Source organism: Actinomyces ihuae, assembly GCF_001457875.1.
In the GTDB taxonomy this organism is placed as follows: domain Bacteria; phylum Actinomycetota; class Actinomycetes; order Actinomycetales; family Actinomycetaceae; genus Pauljensenia; species Pauljensenia radingae_A.
This window is the reverse complement of record NZ_CZPX01000004.1, coordinates 412401-430189: the sequence shown is the minus strand read 5'-3', so window position 1 is coordinate 430189 and position 17789 is coordinate 412401. Positions and strand designations below refer to the sequence as shown.

General features: G+C 59.8%; 20 protein-coding genes. 6 read left to right on the top strand and 14 right to left on the bottom strand.

All coding sequences use genetic code 11. From position 1 onward, the window contains the following. Positions 1–5 precede the first annotated feature (5 nt). Positions 6–1673 (top strand): exonuclease domain-containing protein, encoded by a 1668-nt coding sequence (locus BN3002_RS03135; RefSeq protein ID WP_058236555.1) that lies wholly within the window; start codon positions 6–8, stop codon positions 1671–1673. Positions 1674–1695: 22 nt separating this feature from the next. Next, positions 1696–1974, top strand: coding sequence for an Lrp/AsnC family transcriptional regulator (locus BN3002_RS03130; RefSeq protein ID WP_058236881.1), 279 nt, complete (start codon positions 1696–1698; stop codon positions 1972–1974). Here the strand turns inward: BN3002_RS03130 and trpD are convergent. From trpD to BN3002_RS03100, 6 genes are all read right to left on the bottom strand, one after another. Next, positions 1960–3021 carry an anthranilate phosphoribosyltransferase gene (gene trpD / locus BN3002_RS03125; protein WP_058236554.1) on the bottom strand — a complete coding sequence of 354 codons (1062 nt, stop codon included), beginning with the start codon at positions 3019–3021 and terminating at the stop codon, positions 1960–1962. The genes BN3002_RS03130 and trpD overlap by 15 nt on opposite strands. A 5-nt stretch (positions 3022–3026) precedes the next feature. Continuing rightward, the gene (locus BN3002_RS03120; protein ID WP_058236553.1) at positions 3027–3413 is read right to left on the bottom strand and encodes a DNA-binding transcriptional response regulator; all 387 of its coding nucleotides are present in this window, start codon (positions 3411–3413) and stop codon (positions 3027–3029) included. Between the two features lie 53 nt (positions 3414–3466). Then, a complete protein-coding gene (locus BN3002_RS03115; RefSeq protein ID WP_058236552.1) occupies positions 3467–4462 on the bottom strand; it encodes an FKBP-type peptidyl-prolyl cis-trans isomerase in 996 nt (331 codons plus the stop codon). A gap of 32 nt (positions 4463–4494) precedes the next feature. Next, complete coding sequence (erpA, locus tag BN3002_RS03110) at positions 4495–4848, bottom strand: iron-sulfur cluster insertion protein ErpA (protein ID WP_058236551.1); 354 nt, start codon at positions 4846–4848, stop codon at positions 4495–4497. Between the two features lie 71 nt (positions 4849–4919). Continuing rightward, positions 4920–5873, bottom strand: coding sequence for a glycerate kinase (locus BN3002_RS03105; RefSeq protein WP_058236550.1), 954 nt, complete (start codon positions 5871–5873; stop codon positions 4920–4922). Then, a complete protein-coding gene (locus BN3002_RS03100) occupies positions 5873–7264 on the bottom strand; it encodes a M20/M25/M40 family metallo-hydrolase (RefSeq protein ID WP_257525453.1) in 1392 nt (463 codons plus the stop codon). The genes BN3002_RS03105 and BN3002_RS03100 overlap by 1 nt, the downstream gene beginning before the upstream one ends. Positions 7265–7287: 23 nt before the next feature. Between BN3002_RS03100 and BN3002_RS03095 the strand changes: the two genes are divergently transcribed. Next, positions 7288–7965 carry a DUF3043 domain-containing protein gene (locus BN3002_RS03095; protein WP_070726549.1) on the top strand — a complete coding sequence of 226 codons (678 nt, stop codon included), beginning with the start codon at positions 7288–7290 and terminating at the stop codon, positions 7963–7965. Here BN3002_RS03095 and BN3002_RS03090 read toward each other — a convergent pair. Both BN3002_RS03090 and BN3002_RS03085 read right to left on the bottom strand, forming a co-directional pair. Next, on the bottom strand, positions 7962–9017 hold the full coding sequence (locus BN3002_RS03090; protein WP_058236548.1) for a quinone-dependent dihydroorotate dehydrogenase: 1056 nt from the start codon (positions 9015–9017) through the stop codon (positions 7962–7964). The genes BN3002_RS03095 and BN3002_RS03090 overlap by 4 nt on opposite strands. An 18-nt stretch (positions 9018–9035) precedes the next feature. Beyond that, positions 9036–9506: a hypothetical protein gene (locus BN3002_RS03085; RefSeq protein WP_058236547.1), complete on the bottom strand. Its 471-nt coding sequence runs from the start codon at positions 9504–9506 to the stop codon at positions 9036–9038. A gap of 135 nt (positions 9507–9641) precedes the next feature. Between BN3002_RS03085 and BN3002_RS03080 the strand changes: the two genes are divergently transcribed. Then, complete coding sequence (locus BN3002_RS03080; protein WP_058236879.1) at positions 9642–10496, top strand: TrmH family RNA methyltransferase; 855 nt, start codon at positions 9642–9644, stop codon at positions 10494–10496. Here the strand turns inward: BN3002_RS03080 and BN3002_RS03075 are convergent. Genes BN3002_RS03075 through BN3002_RS03070 form a run of 3 tightly spaced genes read right to left on the bottom strand, consistent with a single transcriptional unit; the run spans position 10458 to position 12876 of the window. Further along, the gene (locus tag BN3002_RS03075; protein ID WP_058236546.1) at positions 10458–11222 is read right to left on the bottom strand and encodes an HAD-IIB family hydrolase; all 765 of its coding nucleotides are present in this window, start codon (positions 11220–11222) and stop codon (positions 10458–10460) included. The genes BN3002_RS03080 and BN3002_RS03075 overlap by 39 nt on opposite strands. Further along, positions 11219–11353 (bottom strand): methionine/alanine import family NSS transporter small subunit, encoded by a 135-nt coding sequence (locus BN3002_RS11000; protein WP_117394360.1) that lies wholly within the window; start codon positions 11351–11353, stop codon positions 11219–11221. Before BN3002_RS11000 ends, BN3002_RS03075 begins: the two co-directional genes overlap by 4 nt. Beyond that, the gene (locus BN3002_RS03070; protein ID WP_058236545.1) at positions 11350–12876 is read right to left on the bottom strand and encodes a sodium-dependent transporter; all 1527 of its coding nucleotides are present in this window, start codon (positions 12874–12876) and stop codon (positions 11350–11352) included. Before BN3002_RS03070 ends, BN3002_RS11000 begins: the two co-directional genes overlap by 4 nt. A gap of 115 nt (positions 12877–12991) precedes the next feature. Between BN3002_RS03070 and deoD the strand changes: the two genes are divergently transcribed. Further along, positions 12992–13699: a purine-nucleoside phosphorylase gene (gene deoD / locus BN3002_RS03065; protein WP_058236544.1), complete on the top strand. Its 708-nt coding sequence runs from the start codon at positions 12992–12994 to the stop codon at positions 13697–13699. A gap of 5 nt (positions 13700–13704) precedes the next feature. On the opposite strand, the gene BN3002_RS03060 is transcribed toward deoD, so the two are convergent. Then, positions 13705–14640 carry an AEC family transporter gene (locus BN3002_RS03060; protein WP_117394359.1) on the bottom strand — a complete coding sequence of 312 codons (936 nt, stop codon included), beginning with the start codon at positions 14638–14640 and terminating at the stop codon, positions 13705–13707. A gap of 38 nt (positions 14641–14678) precedes the next feature. Between BN3002_RS03060 and BN3002_RS03055 the strand changes: the two genes are divergently transcribed. Beyond that, complete coding sequence (locus tag BN3002_RS03055; RefSeq protein ID WP_058236543.1) at positions 14679–15923, top strand: alpha-amylase family protein; 1245 nt, start codon at positions 14679–14681, stop codon at positions 15921–15923. Here BN3002_RS03055 and BN3002_RS03050 read toward each other — a convergent pair. Next, the gene (locus BN3002_RS03050; protein WP_058236542.1) at positions 15920–16957 is read right to left on the bottom strand and encodes a glycosyltransferase family 2 protein; all 1038 of its coding nucleotides are present in this window, start codon (positions 16955–16957) and stop codon (positions 15920–15922) included. The two genes, BN3002_RS03055 and BN3002_RS03050, sit on opposite strands and share 4 nt — an antisense overlap. Beyond that, positions 16954–17769 (bottom strand): alpha/beta fold hydrolase, encoded by an 816-nt coding sequence (locus BN3002_RS03045; RefSeq protein WP_058236541.1) that lies wholly within the window; start codon positions 17767–17769, stop codon positions 16954–16956. Before BN3002_RS03045 ends, BN3002_RS03050 begins: the two co-directional genes overlap by 4 nt. Positions 17770–17789: the final 20 nt, after the last annotated feature.

Here is a 17789-nt window from a genome sequence, read left to right as displayed (position 1 = left end):
ACTGTATGACGATTTCGACTCATCCGGCTCAAGATGGCCATGGCGAGGTCGACCTTCATCCTCACTCCCCGGTTGCACGCCGTTTGGCTGAAGCTGTTCCCGTTGGAGTCCAGGTTGGCCTCGACCAGCTGGGCACGCCGCTGGATGAGGCAACGTGGATCGTCGTTGACTTAGAGACTACCGGCATCGGGACGCGCAGCGCCATCACAGAAATCGGCGCTGTCAAAGTGCACGGTCGGCGCATCACCGACCAGTTTCACACCCTGGTCAATCCAGACCAGCCCATCCCAGCATCCATCACTGCTCTGACCGGCATCAGCGATGAGTCGGTGGCGCAGTGCCCACTGATAACAGACGTCTATCCACAGTTTCACCAGTGGGCAGATTTTGACGAGCAGCCCATCATTGTCGCCCACAACGCACGTTTCGACGTCGGCTTCCTGCGCCGCGCCGCCAATGCGTGTGACATGACGTGGCCGCGCATCCGCATCGTTGACACCCTGGCTCTGGCACGCCTCGCACTCCCCCGCCCCATGATCAGCAACCACAAGCTGGGAACCCTTGCTGCGCATTTTGGTGTCAGCGACTACGACGCGCATCGCGCACTCGGCGACGTACTGGCGACCGTGCAGGTATTCCACGGTTTGTGCGACCTGGTCAGCAAGTCCGGCGCATCAACAGTGGAGGATCTGGTCACACTCGGGCGCCCCGTTCCCCCACGCACACGTCAAAAATCCACACTCGCTGATTCTCTGCCGCAAACACCGGGCACCTACCGTTTCGTCGATGATGCCGGCGGAACGCTGTACGTCGGCTCTGCCCGCAATATCCGCTCACGCGTACGCACCTACTTCACGGCAACTGAGACGCGCCGGAAGGTCCGACGAATGCTGGCGGTCGCCACCGGCGTGGAGGCTCAGTCCACGTCTACTGAACTTGAGGCACGCGTGGAGGAACTGCGTCTGATCCGCACCCTGTCTCCCCTGTTCAACTCCGCTTCGCGCCGTCAAAAAGCCACGCACTGGGTGGTACGGCGCCACGATCGTTTTGAATGCGTGCCGGTGATTGAATCGCACGAAGCCCTCGACGCCCTCGGACCGTATTCGACGCACGCATCTGCACGTGAGGCGATCGACGCACTCCAACAGGCAGGTGCCGACACGATGGATTGTGACGAGTGCAGCGTCATCGATGCGTTGAATGAGCAGATGAATCAGGCTGCAGGCGATGAGCATTTTGAGCGTGCTGCACGTCTGCGCACCCTGCTCGGAACGTATATTCGCGGCATTGAGCAGCAGAGAATTGTCCGGGCGCTCGGGCTGGCTCGGCGGGCCGTATGGGCGCACCATCGCAGTGAAGGCGGGTGGGAGATCGCGCTGACTTCGTTCGGGCGCCTGGTACGCGTCGCGGTCTCGCCGCCGGGTACGTCACCGTTGCCGTGGGTGGAGATGCTCCATGACGAGGATGTCCCCGCTCGCCCAGACGTGTTTCTTGCGGGAACGACGTGGGAGGAGACGCGAGTGCTGTACCGCGATCTGACCAGGCCGGGAGCACGCCTGATTGAATGGGATGGGGTCGTGCCGCTCGGTTCAACGTGGACGTCACCGCTTCGACGCGACACGCTCATCCGCGCCGTTGGACAGGCCAGACGTCCAGAGACCACAATGAACTAGGAACCTACAGGAGAGGATGACCATGCTGACCGCAATTGTTCTTGTCAACGCTGAGATCGACAAAATTCCCGAGGTTGCACAGGCGCTTGCTGACCTGGATGGCGTCAGTGATGTGTATTCAGTGACCGGTGATATCGACTTGGTCGCCCTCGTCAAGGTCCGCGAGTACGAAGACCTTGCCGAGGTCGTGTCAGATCAGCTGGGAAAGGTCCCGGGTGTCACTCAGATGCGTACGCATATCGCGTTCCGCTCATTCGCATCCCAGGACCTTGAAGAGGCGTTCCACCTAGGCCTTGAGTGAGGCCGTCTTGGAGACCTCAATCCACCGCTTGAGCAGATCAGCTGCCTTGCCACTGTCGATCGTCTCGCGCGCCATGTCGATGCCGATGCGCATACGGTCGGTCAGTGAGCCGTGGGTCGGGCCGACGCCATCGTGACGTCCGAATGCTGCCAGTCCGGCTGCGACGTTGAGCAGCACGGCGTCACGGATCGGGCTTTCTTCTCCGTCCATGATGCGGTAGACCACTTTCGCGTTCTCATCGGCTTTGCCACCGCGCAGGTCTTCAAGCGTTCCACGCTTCATGCCGAACTCTGCGACGGGATCGATTTCGCTGAAGGTGATTTCACCGTCGTGCACTGCCCAGATCTGAGCAGGCTCAATTGAGCTGAGCTCATCCAGGCCATGATTCTTTCCGCGGAACACAAGAGCCGACTGGCCGCGCTGAGCGAACACTCCTGCCATGAGCGGTGCGTGACTTTCGTTGGCAACACCAATCGCAGATGTTTCAGGCTTGGCAGGGTTGGTCAGCGGACCGAGGATATTGAACGCTGTTGGGAAGCCAAGAGCGCGGCGCACAGTTGCGGCAAAACGCATTGACGGGTGGAACTTGTTGGCGAACAGGAAGGTAATTCCCAGTTCGTCGAACACCTGAGCCACACCGCTGGGCGACAGGTCGATCTTGATTCCCAGTTCTTCGATCACGTCAGCTGATCCGCACGACGAGGTTGACGCGCGGTTACCGTGTTTGACCAGGGGCACTCCAGCAGCGGCGAGGACAATCGCTGACATGGTGGAGATGTTCACCGTATGTGCCCCATCACCGCCCGTGCCGACAATGTCGAGCACATCGGTGGGAACATCGACAGGTTCGGCGTGATCCTGCATGCCGTCAGCCAGACCGCGGATCTCACTGACGTAGGGACCTTTAGCCGATAGTGCCGTCAGGAAAGCAGCGAGTTTCACGTCGCCCAGTTCGCCCGTCATCACACGGTCCATGACCGCATATGTCTGTTCGTAGCTCAGGTCCTCACCGGCAAGGAGGCGTTCAATAATGTCAGTCCACTCCATGCAAATCACTCCTGAAGGAGGCGTGCCAGAGTTTCCTGCAGCACGATGGGATCAATTGGCTCAGGAACGGTGGCCGCTGCACCGGACCATTGCGCCAGCCAGTCATCTTGCTGGCGTGCCGTGATCATAATGATGGGTGGAACATTATCCATGGTGGTCAGCAGGCGTTTGGCGACAGCCATACCGCCTTCTTTTTCGGTCTCACCGTCAAGGATCAACGCCGCAAACTCAGTATCTTTGACTGCTTCAACGGCTCCGAAAGCGGTGGCAGCTTCAACGTATGTGACGGTGGGAGTGTCTCGACCGGGACGCACGCCCGCCCCCGTTATGACTGCTTTTCGGGTATCCACATCATCACTGAAGACAAGGACGTTCACATTCTGTTCGGTCACGATAGCTCCTTAGTCACGGAAGTCGACTTCGAGTCATTCTATCTGTTTACAGGTCAGAGCGATCCAGCCAGATCAAAAATGGCCACGTCGCGCAGCATCTGAACCTCGCCTGACTGTGATTGATCCGAGGTCGGACGCGGATCGGCCATATCGATGACGACCATGAGTCGTGATCCGACTTTGTGACCTTCCAGCTGCACCAGCTTGGCGACCGGTGCAAGGTTCGGGACGTCCCACATCTGCGTCTGTCCTTCATTCTGCACGCCCACCACTGCTTCAACGGCACGCAGGACAGCGTAATTGTCCTTGGTCAGTTCAGGACCTGTTCCCTCGGAAATGAGGTACGTTCCTGGTTCGGGGTTCGCGCCTTCGGCCAGCGTCAGTTTCGGAGCAGTTCCCAAGTCACCTTCCACGGTGACACCGTCGGGCAACGCTGCGTCTGTAGGCGTGGCGCTCTTGAGCTGGTCCACATCGGCGGTGTCGACCGCATTGTGAATATCAACGACAAAGGTCAGAGTTGACTTGGGCGGAATCGAAGCCTGTCCTTGCTCCCCGTATGCCCACTGCCATGGGATGACCAATTCGACCCGGTCCCCCACGTGTTGACCTGTCAGTCCGGCTTTCCATCCGACAATCACGCGATCCAGTGAGAACGCAATGGGCTTCCCGCCTTCTTTGAAGGTGGAGTCAAATTCCGTTCCGTCCCACAGAACACCCTTGTATGCCACCTGCACGGCATCGGTGGGTTGAACTTCGCGGCCGTCACCTTGCACAAGTGTTGTCGCAATGATGGAGTCGACGGGTTCGGATCCGGTGCTCGGGGTAATAACAGGTTCTTCCCCAAAATCACCTTTCACCTCGGGAATCGTCTGCGTGCCTGAGCGGTCAACTTTTGGCTCATCGGAGGGAGCAGGACGGTTCTCATCACCGGATTGGCTTGCTGCCTGGCCTGATTGACCGGACTGTGAGGAGTCGCCGGACGAGCATGCGCTCATCGTTGCGGCCAGAAAGAGGGTAGCGACAACCGCCGTGATTCGCTGAAATTTCACGTACAGGACCTTTGTTTGAGGTGGGAAATGGTTTAGTGGAAGGATTCTCCGCATGCGCAGGTGTTACGCGCATTGGGGTTGTCGATCGTGAATCCCTGGCGTTCGATCGTGTCTGAAAAGTCGATGGAGGCTCCGGCAAGGTAGGGAACGCTCATACGATCGACGACAACTTCGACTCCTTCGAAGTCACGGATGGCATCGCCGTCAAGCAGGCGATCGTCAAAGTAAAGCTGGTAGATCAGACCCGAGCAGCCCCCTGGCTGAACGGCGATGCGCAGACGCAGGTCGTCGCGGCCTTCCTGGTCCAGCAGGCTCTTAACTTTCGCGGCAGCCGCGTCAGTCAAGGTCACTTCGTGGGCCGGGGTTTGTGTCTCAACGTCAGACATGTTGCTCCTCATCATTTCAGTACTCGTAGATCCAGCCTACGACGCTCATGGGCAACGCGCCATGACCGTGTTCATATCGTGGTGTTTTCCACGCCGGGTATCCACGTGCGCGCCATGCGCATTCCAGCAGCTTCAAGCATCTCGTAATCATCCTGTTCGTTCTCAGCGATACAGGTCGGCATGAGTGCTCCAGGATGCGTGTCAATTATCCCGTGGATCCCCCACTGCGCTTTTTCCGGTGCTGACAGTGTCGTCGATTCGCACACGAGGACGACTGGCAACGCATGGCAACCAGCATGGTCGGTCAGCGTGTCGATGAGGGTATCATGCAGCAGTGGGTCGTGCGCGTAGGGCTCAAGGATGACGACCAGATCCGCCTGCTCCATGCGATGGTCAAGATTGAGGGTTCTGGCCAGGGCCTCGCCTGTGGGCACGATGCTCCCACCACACAGGGCGAGCATGCCGGCCGCTCCTCCTGCCGCGCCACTGCCTTCCAGACGTGACACGTCCGTTGTATCCCGATGTGTGGCAAACAGGCGTGTCAGGCGGCTCGATAAACCCAGGTTCTGGTCATGACGAGCCGTCCCGTCTGCGTGTGTCGACAGTACCGAGGTAAAGCCGAGCAAGCTGCGCCTGGTCGAGGCGAGCGCGACCACCTCGCGTAGCCTGCGGTCCGATTGCGCGCAGTGCAATGCCTGTTCCATCTGCTCGTACGTGTCGACAGGCAGCGAGGTGATGGCACTGAGAAATTCGCTTCCCCCGTCTGTGCAGGAGGTATGACCACCTTCGAGCACGGGAGTATCGCCCTGGTCGAGGAGGCGGCGAAGTTCCCGGCCTGCGTCGCGTGTACTCGTCGCGGAATCTGGGACACGAACGATGAGGCGATCGGATGTGACGAACGGGCCGGGTCCGAACACGATCGGCTCACATGCCGCGTCGCGCACACGCTGAATACCCCGCGCGACCGCTTCCAGTGCTGGGAGGGCGCGCGGGGCGAACCAGTGTCCGACGATAAGGACGCGCACTACCTGCGTGCGCGCTTGGCAGTGCGGGCCAGCAGGAGCGCTTCTGCCAGGATCGCGGCCTTCAGGTCGGGGATGCTCTGCGACTCGTTTTCGGAGTGGGCATTCGTGAAGGGGTCTTCCACGCCCGTCACAAGGACCTCTGCTTGCGGGAAGTGCTTCTTGAAGTGGGAGATGAACGGGATTGATCCGCCCACACCCTTATTCACCGCGTCAGTGTCCCACGCGATGTCCAGCGCCCAGTGCAGATCGCGGGCAGGTTCGGAATCAAGGTCGGCCAGGAATCCCGGTGAGCACTTTTCCACTGAAATGTCGATGGCAGCGCCGAACGGAACATGCGCCTTGAGATGCTCGATCAGCTTGTCTCGAGCCTCGGCCGGGGCCTGGTTGGGGGCCACGCGCATCGACAGGCGGAAACGTGCGTGCGGGGCGATCGTATTGGATGATTCCGCAACAGAGCGAACGTCCATGCCAATAACGTTGATAGATGGCTTTGTCCACACGCGCGCCGCCAGGTCACCCGATCCGGCAAGCGTCACTCCATCAAGGACGCCAGCAGCCTCACGATACTCGTCTTCAGGCCAGTCTATATCGGACGTGTCGGTGGCTTTGAGGCCCTCGACAATCACGTTGCCGTCCTCGTCGTGCAAGGTCGCAATCATGCGCGCAGCGATTGTGACAGCATCCATGATCGGACCGCCGAATGCGCCGGAGTGGACAGCGTGCTCGAGTACGCGCACGTCCACGGTCACCACGGCGTTGCCACGCAGTGACGCAGTCATCGCGGGAATCCCCGGTTTCCAGTTGTCACCGTCAGCAACCACAATGACGTCAGCGTCCAGCTTGTCAGCGTGGGTCGTCAGAAAGTTTTCGAACGAGGGGGAACCAAGCTCCTCTTCACCTTCGATGAAGACACGCACGTTCAGGCCCAGATCATCGGCAAGGGTGCGCAGAGCGCCCAGGTGGACGATCACGCCGGCGCCATCATCGGATGCGCCGCGGCCATAGAGCCTGTCCCCCTTAACGGTGGCGTCGAACGGGTCACCGTCCCAGCGGTCGAGTTCACCAGTGGGCTGAACATCGTGGTGTGCATACAGCAGGACGGTGGGCGCTCCCTCGATGACGGGGGTGTGTCCAACAATGGCTGGTTCACCCTGTCCGCCGAAAGGCGAGTCGGCACGTAGAATCTCAGTCTCCAGGCCAAGATCGTTGAAGAGCTTGCTGACGTGTTCAGCTGATTTCTGCACGTCGTCCTGATGCTCCGGAAGGGAGGAAACTGACGGAATGGATACGAGTGTCTTGAGTTCGTCGAGCAGCTCGTCGAAATGCTGATCGACACGTTCACGCAGCTCCTGGACTGAGGGCGTGAGGTCATCATGAGTAGTGGTAGTCATATCACTGAGTTTAGTAGTTCGGCTTGTGGGTCTCAATCAACTACCCTAAAGGTGTGTTATTCCGTAAGAAATCTTCAGAAGAGTCAACGACAGCCGCTCCCGTCGACGAGCCGACGCATGAAGCGAGCGCAAAGAAGGGCCGTCCGACGCCGACGCGCCGACAGGCTGAGGCGCGCAGGAATCGTCCGCTGGTGCCGGCTGACCGTAAGGAAGCCCGCCGTCAGGCCAAAGAGAAGCGTGATGAGCGTTTCCGCCGTGAACAGGAAGCGATGACGACGGGAGACGAGCGCTATATGCCGCCCCAGCATCGTGGCCCTATCCGTCGTTTCATCCGCGACTACCTGGATGCCCGTTGGTCGATCTGCGAGTTCATGATGCCGGTGATGCTGGTTTTCATCGCATTGTCGCTGGCATTTTCCTTCATCGCACCGGCGCAGCAAACCAACGGTCAGCTCCCCGTCGTCATGATGGTGATGTTCATCTTCTTCTACGGCGCGTTGCTGCTCTGCATTATTGAGGGCGTCATCGTCTGGCAGATCCTCAAACGTCGTATCCGCGAGCGCTTCCCTGACAAGGTGATCCCGCGCGGCTCGTGGTTCTACGCATTTTCACGCATGCTGATGGCACGCCGCTGGCGCTCGCCGGCTCCTCAGGTGGGACGCGGTGAGTTCCCGAAGGGGTCGAAGAAACAGAAAGACTAGTTCAGGGCCAGGGCGCGGTTCATCGCGCCCGGCCACGTCGGCCCTTCGAAGACGAATGCGCTGAATGCTTCAACGAGGTCGGCACCGGCATCCAGCATGGCCTGAGCCTGAGATGCGGTGAAGATCCCGCCCGTGCCGATCAGAAGCTGATGGTCGTCCAGGTGCTCAGCAACCAGAGACACCACATCGAGAGCACGCGGGAACAGCGGGGCTCCTGAAACGCCACCTTCTCCCCACTCGTGATTGATCGTCGTATTGGTGGCCACTATCCCGTCCAGTTTCATGTCCCGGCTCATGGAGCACACCTCGATGATGTCGTCATCGCTCAGGTCGGGCGCGATTTTCACCAGCAGCGGCACGTGACGGCGCTGCTGCGCCGCATCGGCTCCGCGTCGCGCAGCCTCCAGGATGGGGCGAAGCTGATCGACAGCCTGCAGGTCCCGCAGTCCCGGAGTGTTGGGTGAGGACACGTTGACGACAATGAAGTCCACCCACGGCGCGACTTTCTGGGCACAGATCTCGTAGTCACGAGGCGCCTGGTCAGGTGGAGTGACCTTGTTCTTTCCGATATTCGCCCCGACGATACAGCGCCTGCCGTGACGGGTGGATCGCAGCTCACGTAGCTGCGCAACAGCCTGGTCGACACCCTCGTTATTGAATCCCATCCGGTTGCGCAGGCCGGCCTGGTCCATGAGGCGCCACAGGCGTGGCTGGTCGTTCCCTGGCTGCGGTCGGGGTGTGATCGTCCCAATCTCGACGAATCCGAATCCCAGTGCGCACATGCCCTCAATGGCGCGTGCGTCTTTGTCCATTCCGGCTGCAAGACCCAGGCGTCCGTGCACGGTGCGCTCACCGATTGTCGGCAGCGAGCGCGTGGGCCACAGCAGCATGGAGCGTGCATGCGGATCCCAGTATCCGATGGTGGCGCGCATCAGTGCGCGGATTAAGCCGTGTCGTCCTGCCCACGCAACGGCATTAAGGCCTGCATGGTGGGCACGTTCAGGATCAGTGCGGTGGATGACGCTGCGAAAAAGCCATGAGTAGACGGACATGGATCTAGCCTAGCGTCTCTAGTCCCACCATAACCACCACGCCAGATGCCCGACCGGATCATCCAGCAAGATGCGGTCGCATTCGTCGGGTGCCAGACAATGCAGCGCGTATCTGTCGCGCAGATAGGGCCAGGCTCGCGTCACACCGTCCGGTAATGAGTGACGTATCACGAGCGCATCGACACTGACTCGTTCGTCTCGTCGCGGCTGGCGAATGACATAACCGCTCACGTACACCTCCTGAGGGAAAGTGATCGCAGCATCGAGCGCGGCTTCAACCGTCGGCCCTCCATTTTGCGAACACTGCAGGTTTTCTGCACTCAGCAGGCTCCTCAGCTCGCGAGCATCGTCCCCACCAACCATAGTGAAGCGACAATAATCGTGATCATCCAGCTCCATGTAAGGAGCCAAAAGAACTGTGATGCCACTCGTGTCGAGCCACCCTGTAGGCCCATACATTCCCTCTACCTTCGTCTGCTTGATCAGCATGACGTCCTCCTTCTGTGTCGGTGCGTGCAGTTCACCGCATGAGGATCGACCTGTGCCAGCACGCGCCTGGTCTTTGTGGATTGACGAGGGTACCCACGGTGCGCTGTGGATAAACGATGGAGCATAATGGCGGGTGTGATCATCGATTTAACCGCATGTCAGAGCCTGGAAGACGTGGAAGCAGCCGTACCGGACGGTGCGCTTGCTGAGTACACGTGTATGACGGACGTCAAGCTGCGTTCGAGCATGGAAGTGGAACGCGGACTGTACATGGCGGAATCACACAATGTGATCATGCGGGCACTTGAGACGGGGCATCACCCGCGCTCATTCCTCATGGCGCCGCGCTGGCTCGAGCAGATGGAGCATCTGCTGGCATCCTCGACAGGCAGTGTTGACGGTGGTGACGTGCCCGTGTATATCGCCTCCGAAGAGGTGCTCGAACACATCACCGGATTTCACCTGCATCGCGGGGCTCTTGCCGCTATGCAGCGTCCCGAGCTGCCGGACGTGTCGGACCTCTTGGCACGTTCGCGCCGGATCGCTGTGCTGGAAGACCTGGTTGATCACACGAATGTCGGTGCAATCTTCCGTTCTGCAGCTGCTCTGGGTGTTGACGCGGTCATCGTCACACCTCGCTGCTGTGATCCGCTGTATCGGCGCTCCGTCCGTGTCTCCATGGGCACGGTCTTTCAGGTGCCGTGGACTCGGCTGGATACCTGGCCAGCCGTTGACGTGCTGCGCGAGGCGGGCTACTGCACGGTCGCCTGCGCACTCAGTGATGACTCACTGAGTCTCGATGAGTTCGTGGCGAACCCTCCGGACAAGAAGGTGGCATTGCTCTTCGGTACTGAAGGCGACGGATTGTCGCGCCGCACCATTGAGCAGACAGATCTGACGGTGCGTATCCCGATGGCCGGCGGAGTGGATTCGCTGAATGTGGCTGCTGCGTCAGCAGTGTTCTTCTGGGCGACCCGCGCACTCAATTAGCTGCGCGATCACCTCAGCACACTGCTCCCATCCTGACACTGGGATCGTCGTGAATCCTGCGGCTTTCACCGGGTAGTCGTTGCCACCCTCATCAAGCCTGTCCCCGACAAACACTATGTCGCTGGCGGCGATACGTGTCGCCTCGACCAGGTGGCGCATGCCGAACGCCTTGTCAACACCCTGTCGGGTGATATCGACGGATGTGGACCCGCCACCGCGTACCGACAGTTCAGGAACGTCGCGGGCGACCCGCTCAGCCAGTGCGGCTTTCTTCGTTCCGTCCGGGTCCCATGCGCGCTTGGCCTCCAGGGGTGCTTCCTGCCCTAGGGCAGAGAAGGTGATCTGCGAGCCTCGATCTTCAATAATGTCTCCCCAGGTGTGGCTTTCCCAAATTCCCAGGTCGTGTGCGTGCCGGGTCAGGGAGTCGATGGCCCGCTGGCGCTCGTCTGCGCTCAGATCCATCGCGTAGATCTGGTGCCACTGCTGGTCACGATACCTGAAGTAGCGGGTTCCACACGTTGGCATCAGGTGCAGGCGTTCAAGCTGCGCATCGTCAGCGTGCAGGTGCGCCAGGACCTGTGTGCGAAATTGACCGATGTGTCCTCCGGAGATGATGCACACGTCGGCAACGTCGAGGAGCGTACACAGGCGCTCGTCCATCAGGGGTGGGAGCGGAGATTTCGAGGGGGCTAACGTATCGTCCAGATCGAAAGCTGCCAGTTTCACTCCACGGACTCCTCAATAGTGTCGTCAACGCCAGGCTGCTTGAGGGTCTTGAGTGCGACGGTCGAGGCGACGAGGCCTCCCCACACGAGCAGGATCGAGATGACCATCAAGATGAGTGCGCTCGCTGTCATTGTTCCAGTCCTTTCGCGCGCGAGTCGAGGGAGTGATGCCACTTGGTCACCGTCATGATAACGGCGAAGACGATGATTGCCAGCAGCATTCCCCAGCCGAACATGCCGACAAAGGAGGTAGCATGCCCGTCATATCCGTGCATCACATAGTCGATGAGTGCGCTGATAAGCATGAAGCCCAGGACGATCGGGCTGATCACACCCACGACGAGGTCCCAAAAAGCGGGAACTCGGATCGATGAGACCGAGTTGAGGTGCGCACGCAGTCCCTTCAGGCGCGGACCGGCGAACGCGGAAAGCAGGCACAGCGCCATGGCGGAGGCAACCACGCCGATGTTGTTGACGAAGGTGTCGATGACGTCGAGGACATTCAGCCCCGAGCGCACACCGAACAGTCCCAGCGACAGCACCATCGCAGGCACGCCCATAATCATCGCAGCCTTACGCGGGGTGACTCCGAACTTGTCCTGGATGGAGCCGGAAACAACCTGCAACAGTGACAGCAGCGAGGTGATTCCTGCCAGCGTCAGGGACGTGAAGAACAGGACGCCGAAGATGGGGCCGCCCGGCATCATCGAGATAATCTGCGGGAAGGTCACGAACGACAGGATCGGGCCGGTAAGGCCTTCCAGTTCGTTCACGCCAACCTGTTGAGCATGTGCCATGAAGCCGAGGGCGGCGAATACGCCGATGCCGGCGAGCAGCTCGAAGGATGAGTTGGCAAAACCTGCAACAAGGCCGGTTCCGGTCAGGTTTGACTTGGGCTTGAGATAGGAGGCGTAGGTCGCCATGATGCCGAAGCCCACTGACAGCGAGTAGAAAATCTGTGCAAACGCTGCCAGCCACACATGCGGATTCGTCAGCTGATCCCATTGCGGGGTGAAGAAAGCGTTAAGTCCTTCCATGGCGCCAGGCAGGAACAGTGCGCGCACCACCATCACCACGAACAGGATGACCAGTAACGGCAGGAAAATACGGTTCGCCAGTTCCACGCCCTTGGTCAGTCCGCGTCCCACGATGAACAGGACGAACAGCCAGATCACGGCCAGGGGGACTAACACTGACAGGACGGGTGTCCATGACACTGAATCTGATCCGTCGAGTTGGAGGAACGTTTCGAGGAAGAAGGTCTGCGAGTCATCTCCCCATGCCAGGGTGATGGAGTGCCACGCATAGCTGGCCGCCCAGGCAACCACCGCTGCGTAGTAAATGAAGATGACGAAGCAGACGCCGACCTGAAACCAGCCGAGGAATTCTCCGCCGGCTGTCATGCGGCGCAGCGCCCACGGCGGTGAGCCACGCAGTTTATGACCAATCGCGTAGTCAAGAAAGAGGATCGGGATACCGACGCAGACGAGTGAGACGAGGTACGGCACCAGGAATGCGCCACCACCGTTGGCGTAGGCCACGCCTGGAAAACGCCAGATGTTCCCCAGGCCGATAGCTGAACCAATGGCTGAGATAAGGAACGCTGTTTGACCGGACCACGTTTCGCGACGCGGTTTGGTTTGTTGTGAGCTCATTTTCGTCACTCCATCACTTGCGGGATGAAGCTCACGCTAGAGTATTGTCAGCGCGCGGTGAAGAAGTATCCGCATATCGGATGGTCTCGCGCCAGACGAGAACGAAGGAAGGCCCATGTCGACCCCACACATTGCAGCTGAGCCAGGTGATTTCGCCCCCGCAGTCCTGATGCCGGGTGACCCGAAGCGTGCCCAGCGTATTGCTGAAACAATTTTGGACTCACCACGCCTGGTCACTGATGTGCGCGGCATGCTGGGCTTCACCGGCACTGTCGACGGTCAGCCACTGTCGGTGATGGGATCGGGAATGGGTCAGCCTTCCGCAACGATCTACGTCACCGAACTGATGAAGTTCTTCGACGTTCAGCGCGTGATCCGCGTCGGCACGTGCGGCGGAATCTCACCGAAAGTTCATGTGGGCGACACGATCGTCGCGATCGGTGCACACACGGATTCCGTAATGAATCAGCTGCGCATTCCCGGTGTCAATTTCAGTGCGGTCGCCTCGTTCAACCTGGCGCGAGCCGCCGTCGAGGCCGCAACCGAAGACGACACTGTTCACGTGGGAACGATTATTTCGCGTGACCACTTCTACTTCGCGCCCGACGGTCAGACACAACGCCTGGCGGACTATGGTGTGTTGGGCGTGGATATGGAAGCTGCCGCGATGTATGGCGTGGCGGCAGAGTGCGGCCGAGAGGCACTGACCGTATTGACGTGTTCGGATCACCTGCTTGACTCGTCGTCGGATATGACGGCGCAGGAACGTGAAACACAGTTTGAGACGACGCTGCGTCTGGCGGTCGCTGCCGCGCTGTCGTGATCTGTCTAAACCAGAGCCGCAAGGTGAAAGAGCCAGGCGATCAGCACGGTCACCGGCAGTGACATGATCGTGGTAATCAGCACAGTGCCCTGCGCGATGTGATTGCCGACGCCTGCCCGCGCTGAGGCGATGAAGGCATTTTGCGCGGTGGGCATCGCGCCCATCACCGTGACTGCCAACAGCGCGTGCCCGTCCATGCCCAGCAGCAGTCCTGCTCCGAACGCGCACGCCGGCTGAACCATGAGTTTGAAGCAGCTGGCGAGTATCACCATGTGCCCGTCCTGGGATCGCACAGTCAGGCGCTGCCCCACCAAGGAAGCGCCAAAACTAATCAGGACCAGCGCCGGCGCGGACTGCCCGATCATCTCGGTCGCGTTGGCGATCAGTGGCGGCACATCCAGGCTCACCGCTGCGCACAGGAATCCGAGGAACGCCGCGATCACCATCGGGTTGGTCACCACGGAGCGCACGATGGTCAAAATCGACAGCGTGATACCCGGCGTACACAGGTCGATGAGGACGAAGAACATCGGGGTGAAGAAGCCCAGCTGAAACACCATGATCGGCACTCCGTGAACCGCTGACCCCAGTACGTAAATCGCGATCGGGATGCCGACGTAGGCCGCGTTGTTCAACGAGGACGACATTGCGCCGACCGTCAGATCGCCAACCGCCGGCCGCATCGTCAGGCGAGCGATCAGAGCGAACACGCTGGCGGTGACGACACCGCTTGCTGCTGCCACGACGAGGGGACGGCCGATGACGACATCAAGATCAGCTGATGCGATCGTGGAGAACAGCAGTGCGGGCGCGGCGATCCAATACACCAGGTCAGTGATGTGTCCAGTAGCATCGGTCTTGAGGATCTTCGTTGCGCGCGCGATCCATCCAACAGCCATAATGACTGCGATGACCGCGATGCCCTCGATTACTTGTCCCACGCGTCTACATTATGGCCACAACCAGGAAAGCGAAAGTCATGTCATGGATTGATCACATGGTGTGGTGGCACGTCTACCCGCTGGGAATGTGCGGCGCCCCCATTCGTCCTCCGTTCGGGGCCGACGCGTCGGCGCACCGGATCACCATGCTGGAAAACTGGCTGGACTACCTGATCGAGCTGGGAGCCAACGGCCTGCTTCTGGGCCCGATCTTCCAGTCAACATCACATGGCTACGACATTCTTGACCACTTCGCAGTTGACCCGCGCCTGGGAGATGAAGCTGACTTTGATCACCTCATTGCCGCGTGCCACGAGCGCGGCATCCGCGTGGCGTGTGACGGTGTTTTTTCTCACGTCAGCTCCCAGCACCCGCTGGTCAGCGAGGTTCTCGCTGCCGGCCCGGACAGTGAGCACGCGGAATTATTCGACATTGACTGGGAGGATCCCGCAGGTCCGACTCCACGCGTCTTCGAGGGTCACGGTGAGCTGGTTCGGCTCAATCACGCCGGTGCACAGGCACGCACATACGCCACCGACGTCATGACCTACTGGCTTGAACGCGGCATCGACGCCTGGCGTCTGGATGCCGCCTACTCTGTGCCGAGCGATTTTTGGCGCGACGTCATCGACCCCGTTCGGGCGCGTTTCCCTGAAGCGTGGCTGATGGGTGAAGTAATCCACGGTGACTACACCGACATGATCGAGCAGTGCCATTTTGATTCACTGACCCAATACGAACTGTGGAAGGCAATCTGGTCGGGTATCTCGGATCGAAATTTCTTTGAGCTGCAGTGGTGCCTCGATCGTCACAACCATTTCCTCGATTCCTTCACCCCACAGACATTCATCGGCAACCACGACGTCACGAGAATTGCCTCGCAGATCGGGAGCCAACATGTCGGCGTCGCTCTCGCCATTGTCATGACTGTCGGCGGGATCCCATCGATCTACTATGGCGACGAACAGGGCTATACCGGAATCAAGACCGAGGAGCTCGGCGGCGACGATCAGGTGCGTCCCTCGTTCCCTGATCTGCCCGACCACCTGTCGAATCTGGGCGAATCAGTGTTCCAGACCCACCAGGCGCTCATTGCGCTGCGTCGCCAGCATCCGTGGCTTGTCCATGCGCGCACGCAGGTGTGCGAGGTAACCAACGAGCAGCTGTCGTACCGCTCCAGCGCGGATGGACACACGATCTGCGTTTTTCTCGACCTGCATGATTCTGACGCGCCGCACGTCACGATCACCGAGCCCGGAGGGCAGATTCTTTTCGCATTCTAATTAAAGCCGAGGACGGCGCGGGCGATGCGGTAGATCGATAGCGGGATGACGCGTCCGGGCGTTCCCGGCAGCGAGATCAGCCGTCCGAGCAGACCTGATCTGACCTGCCGAGTGACCTGCGGGTAGTCTCGGTCAGCTTCCGCCCACAGGCGTTCTTTCTCCTGGACGTGTTCTGGTGTGCCAGAGAGCAACAACATCAGGGAGCACACGATGAAATTGATGCGCAGGTAGTGAATCATGTAGCGATACAGGTGTGCAGGGACAGTGGATTCGTCAGGGGTGCCGGCAAGCATCCCCGCGTTGACGCGCAGCAGCTGGTCGATACGTGAAATCATGACTTTTTCGTTCACTGACTGGTCATCGCGGCCAATGAAGTAGCGGTACAGATTCGCATCGATGTAGCGCAGCGTTCGCACATGCGGCAAGGGCACGTAGGAATACAGGTAGTCCACGTAGAAGGTATGCTCCGGCAGGATCATCCCGGATTGTCTGACCAGCTCGGTGCGAAAAATGAGCGTGTGCATCATGAGGTACTGGTCGTAGCGGCACGCACGCATGTCATCCCACCCAATGATGCGATCAGCAGGAAGAACGTTGAGGAAGCGGACCGCATGCTTATGAGATTTTCCCTGTTTCTCGTAGACGTAGTTCGCCACGTACATGTCGACGTCGTCGCCGCGGTCCTGGTCTGCGGCCATCTGATCCAACACGCGTGTCAGCGAGCGCCGGTCGAGCCAGTCGTCAGAGTCCACGACTTTCAGGTAACGGCCAGTGGCCTCGCGGATGCCGGTGTTGAGGGCGCCGCCATGCCCTGCGTTAGCCTGGTGGACTGCGCGGATTTCAGGGAATCTGCGCGCCAGTTTGTCGGCAAGCTCGGGAGTCTTGTCACTCGATCCATCGTCGATGATGAGGATTTCGATGGGGTGCGCATAGCCGATCAGGGACTCCACACATCGGCGCAGATAATCTTGCGAGTTATACGCCGGGATGATGACGCTCAGCAGTGGCTGATGAGATATGTCCACATCGGTCATAGTACGTGATCGAGAATGATCTGAGTGGCAGGAACGGCATCTCGCAGCACAGCTTCGTGGCCGTGATCCTCGATCGACGCGTACGTGCCGTGTGGCAGCAGCTGTGCCACGCGCTTCGTCCAGTCGTGCGGACACACCAGGTCGTCTTCTCCGCGCATGACCAGTGTGGGTGTGGGCACCTGCGGGTAGATGCGTTCAACGCGGTGATCCATCATGGCGCGAATCGTTCGGAAGAACCAGACTGGGCCGGCACGCAGATAATTCGCAACACCCACTGCCATCACGTGCAGCCCATCGTCGGCAAAGTCAGTAATCAGATCCCATGCCTGTTGGTGGAGGGTCCGCCTGGCGGGGTTGATGGTCGGAGCAATCAGAACCAGCTGATCGATCAGGTCGGGCCGTTGCTGCGCCACCTCCACTGCGACCTGGGTGCCCATCGAGTGACCAATCACGATCACGTGACGCAGCTTGTTGTCCCGTATGAAAGCGGCAACGAGTTTGCCGTACTGAGCCATCGACGGGGGGCGCTTCGGAGTGGGTGAATCACCAAAGCCTGGCAAGTCAACCGTATAGGCAGTGCCGTGAGGTGCCAGTTCCCTGGCCAGTCCAGCCAGTGCTCGCCTGCCCATCCCCACGCCGTGAATCATGACGAAGACAGGGCGGGAAGGATCCGGCGCATGTTCCTCGACGCGGTTATCACGCATGGCGTAGACCATGCGGATACGACCGCGCTGGTAGGTGCGTACTTCAACGTCCGAGTCTTCCTGAAAGACCGGGTCGCCCGAGGAATCATCGGTTCCGATATACGCCATCGCTTCTCCTTATTTCAGCT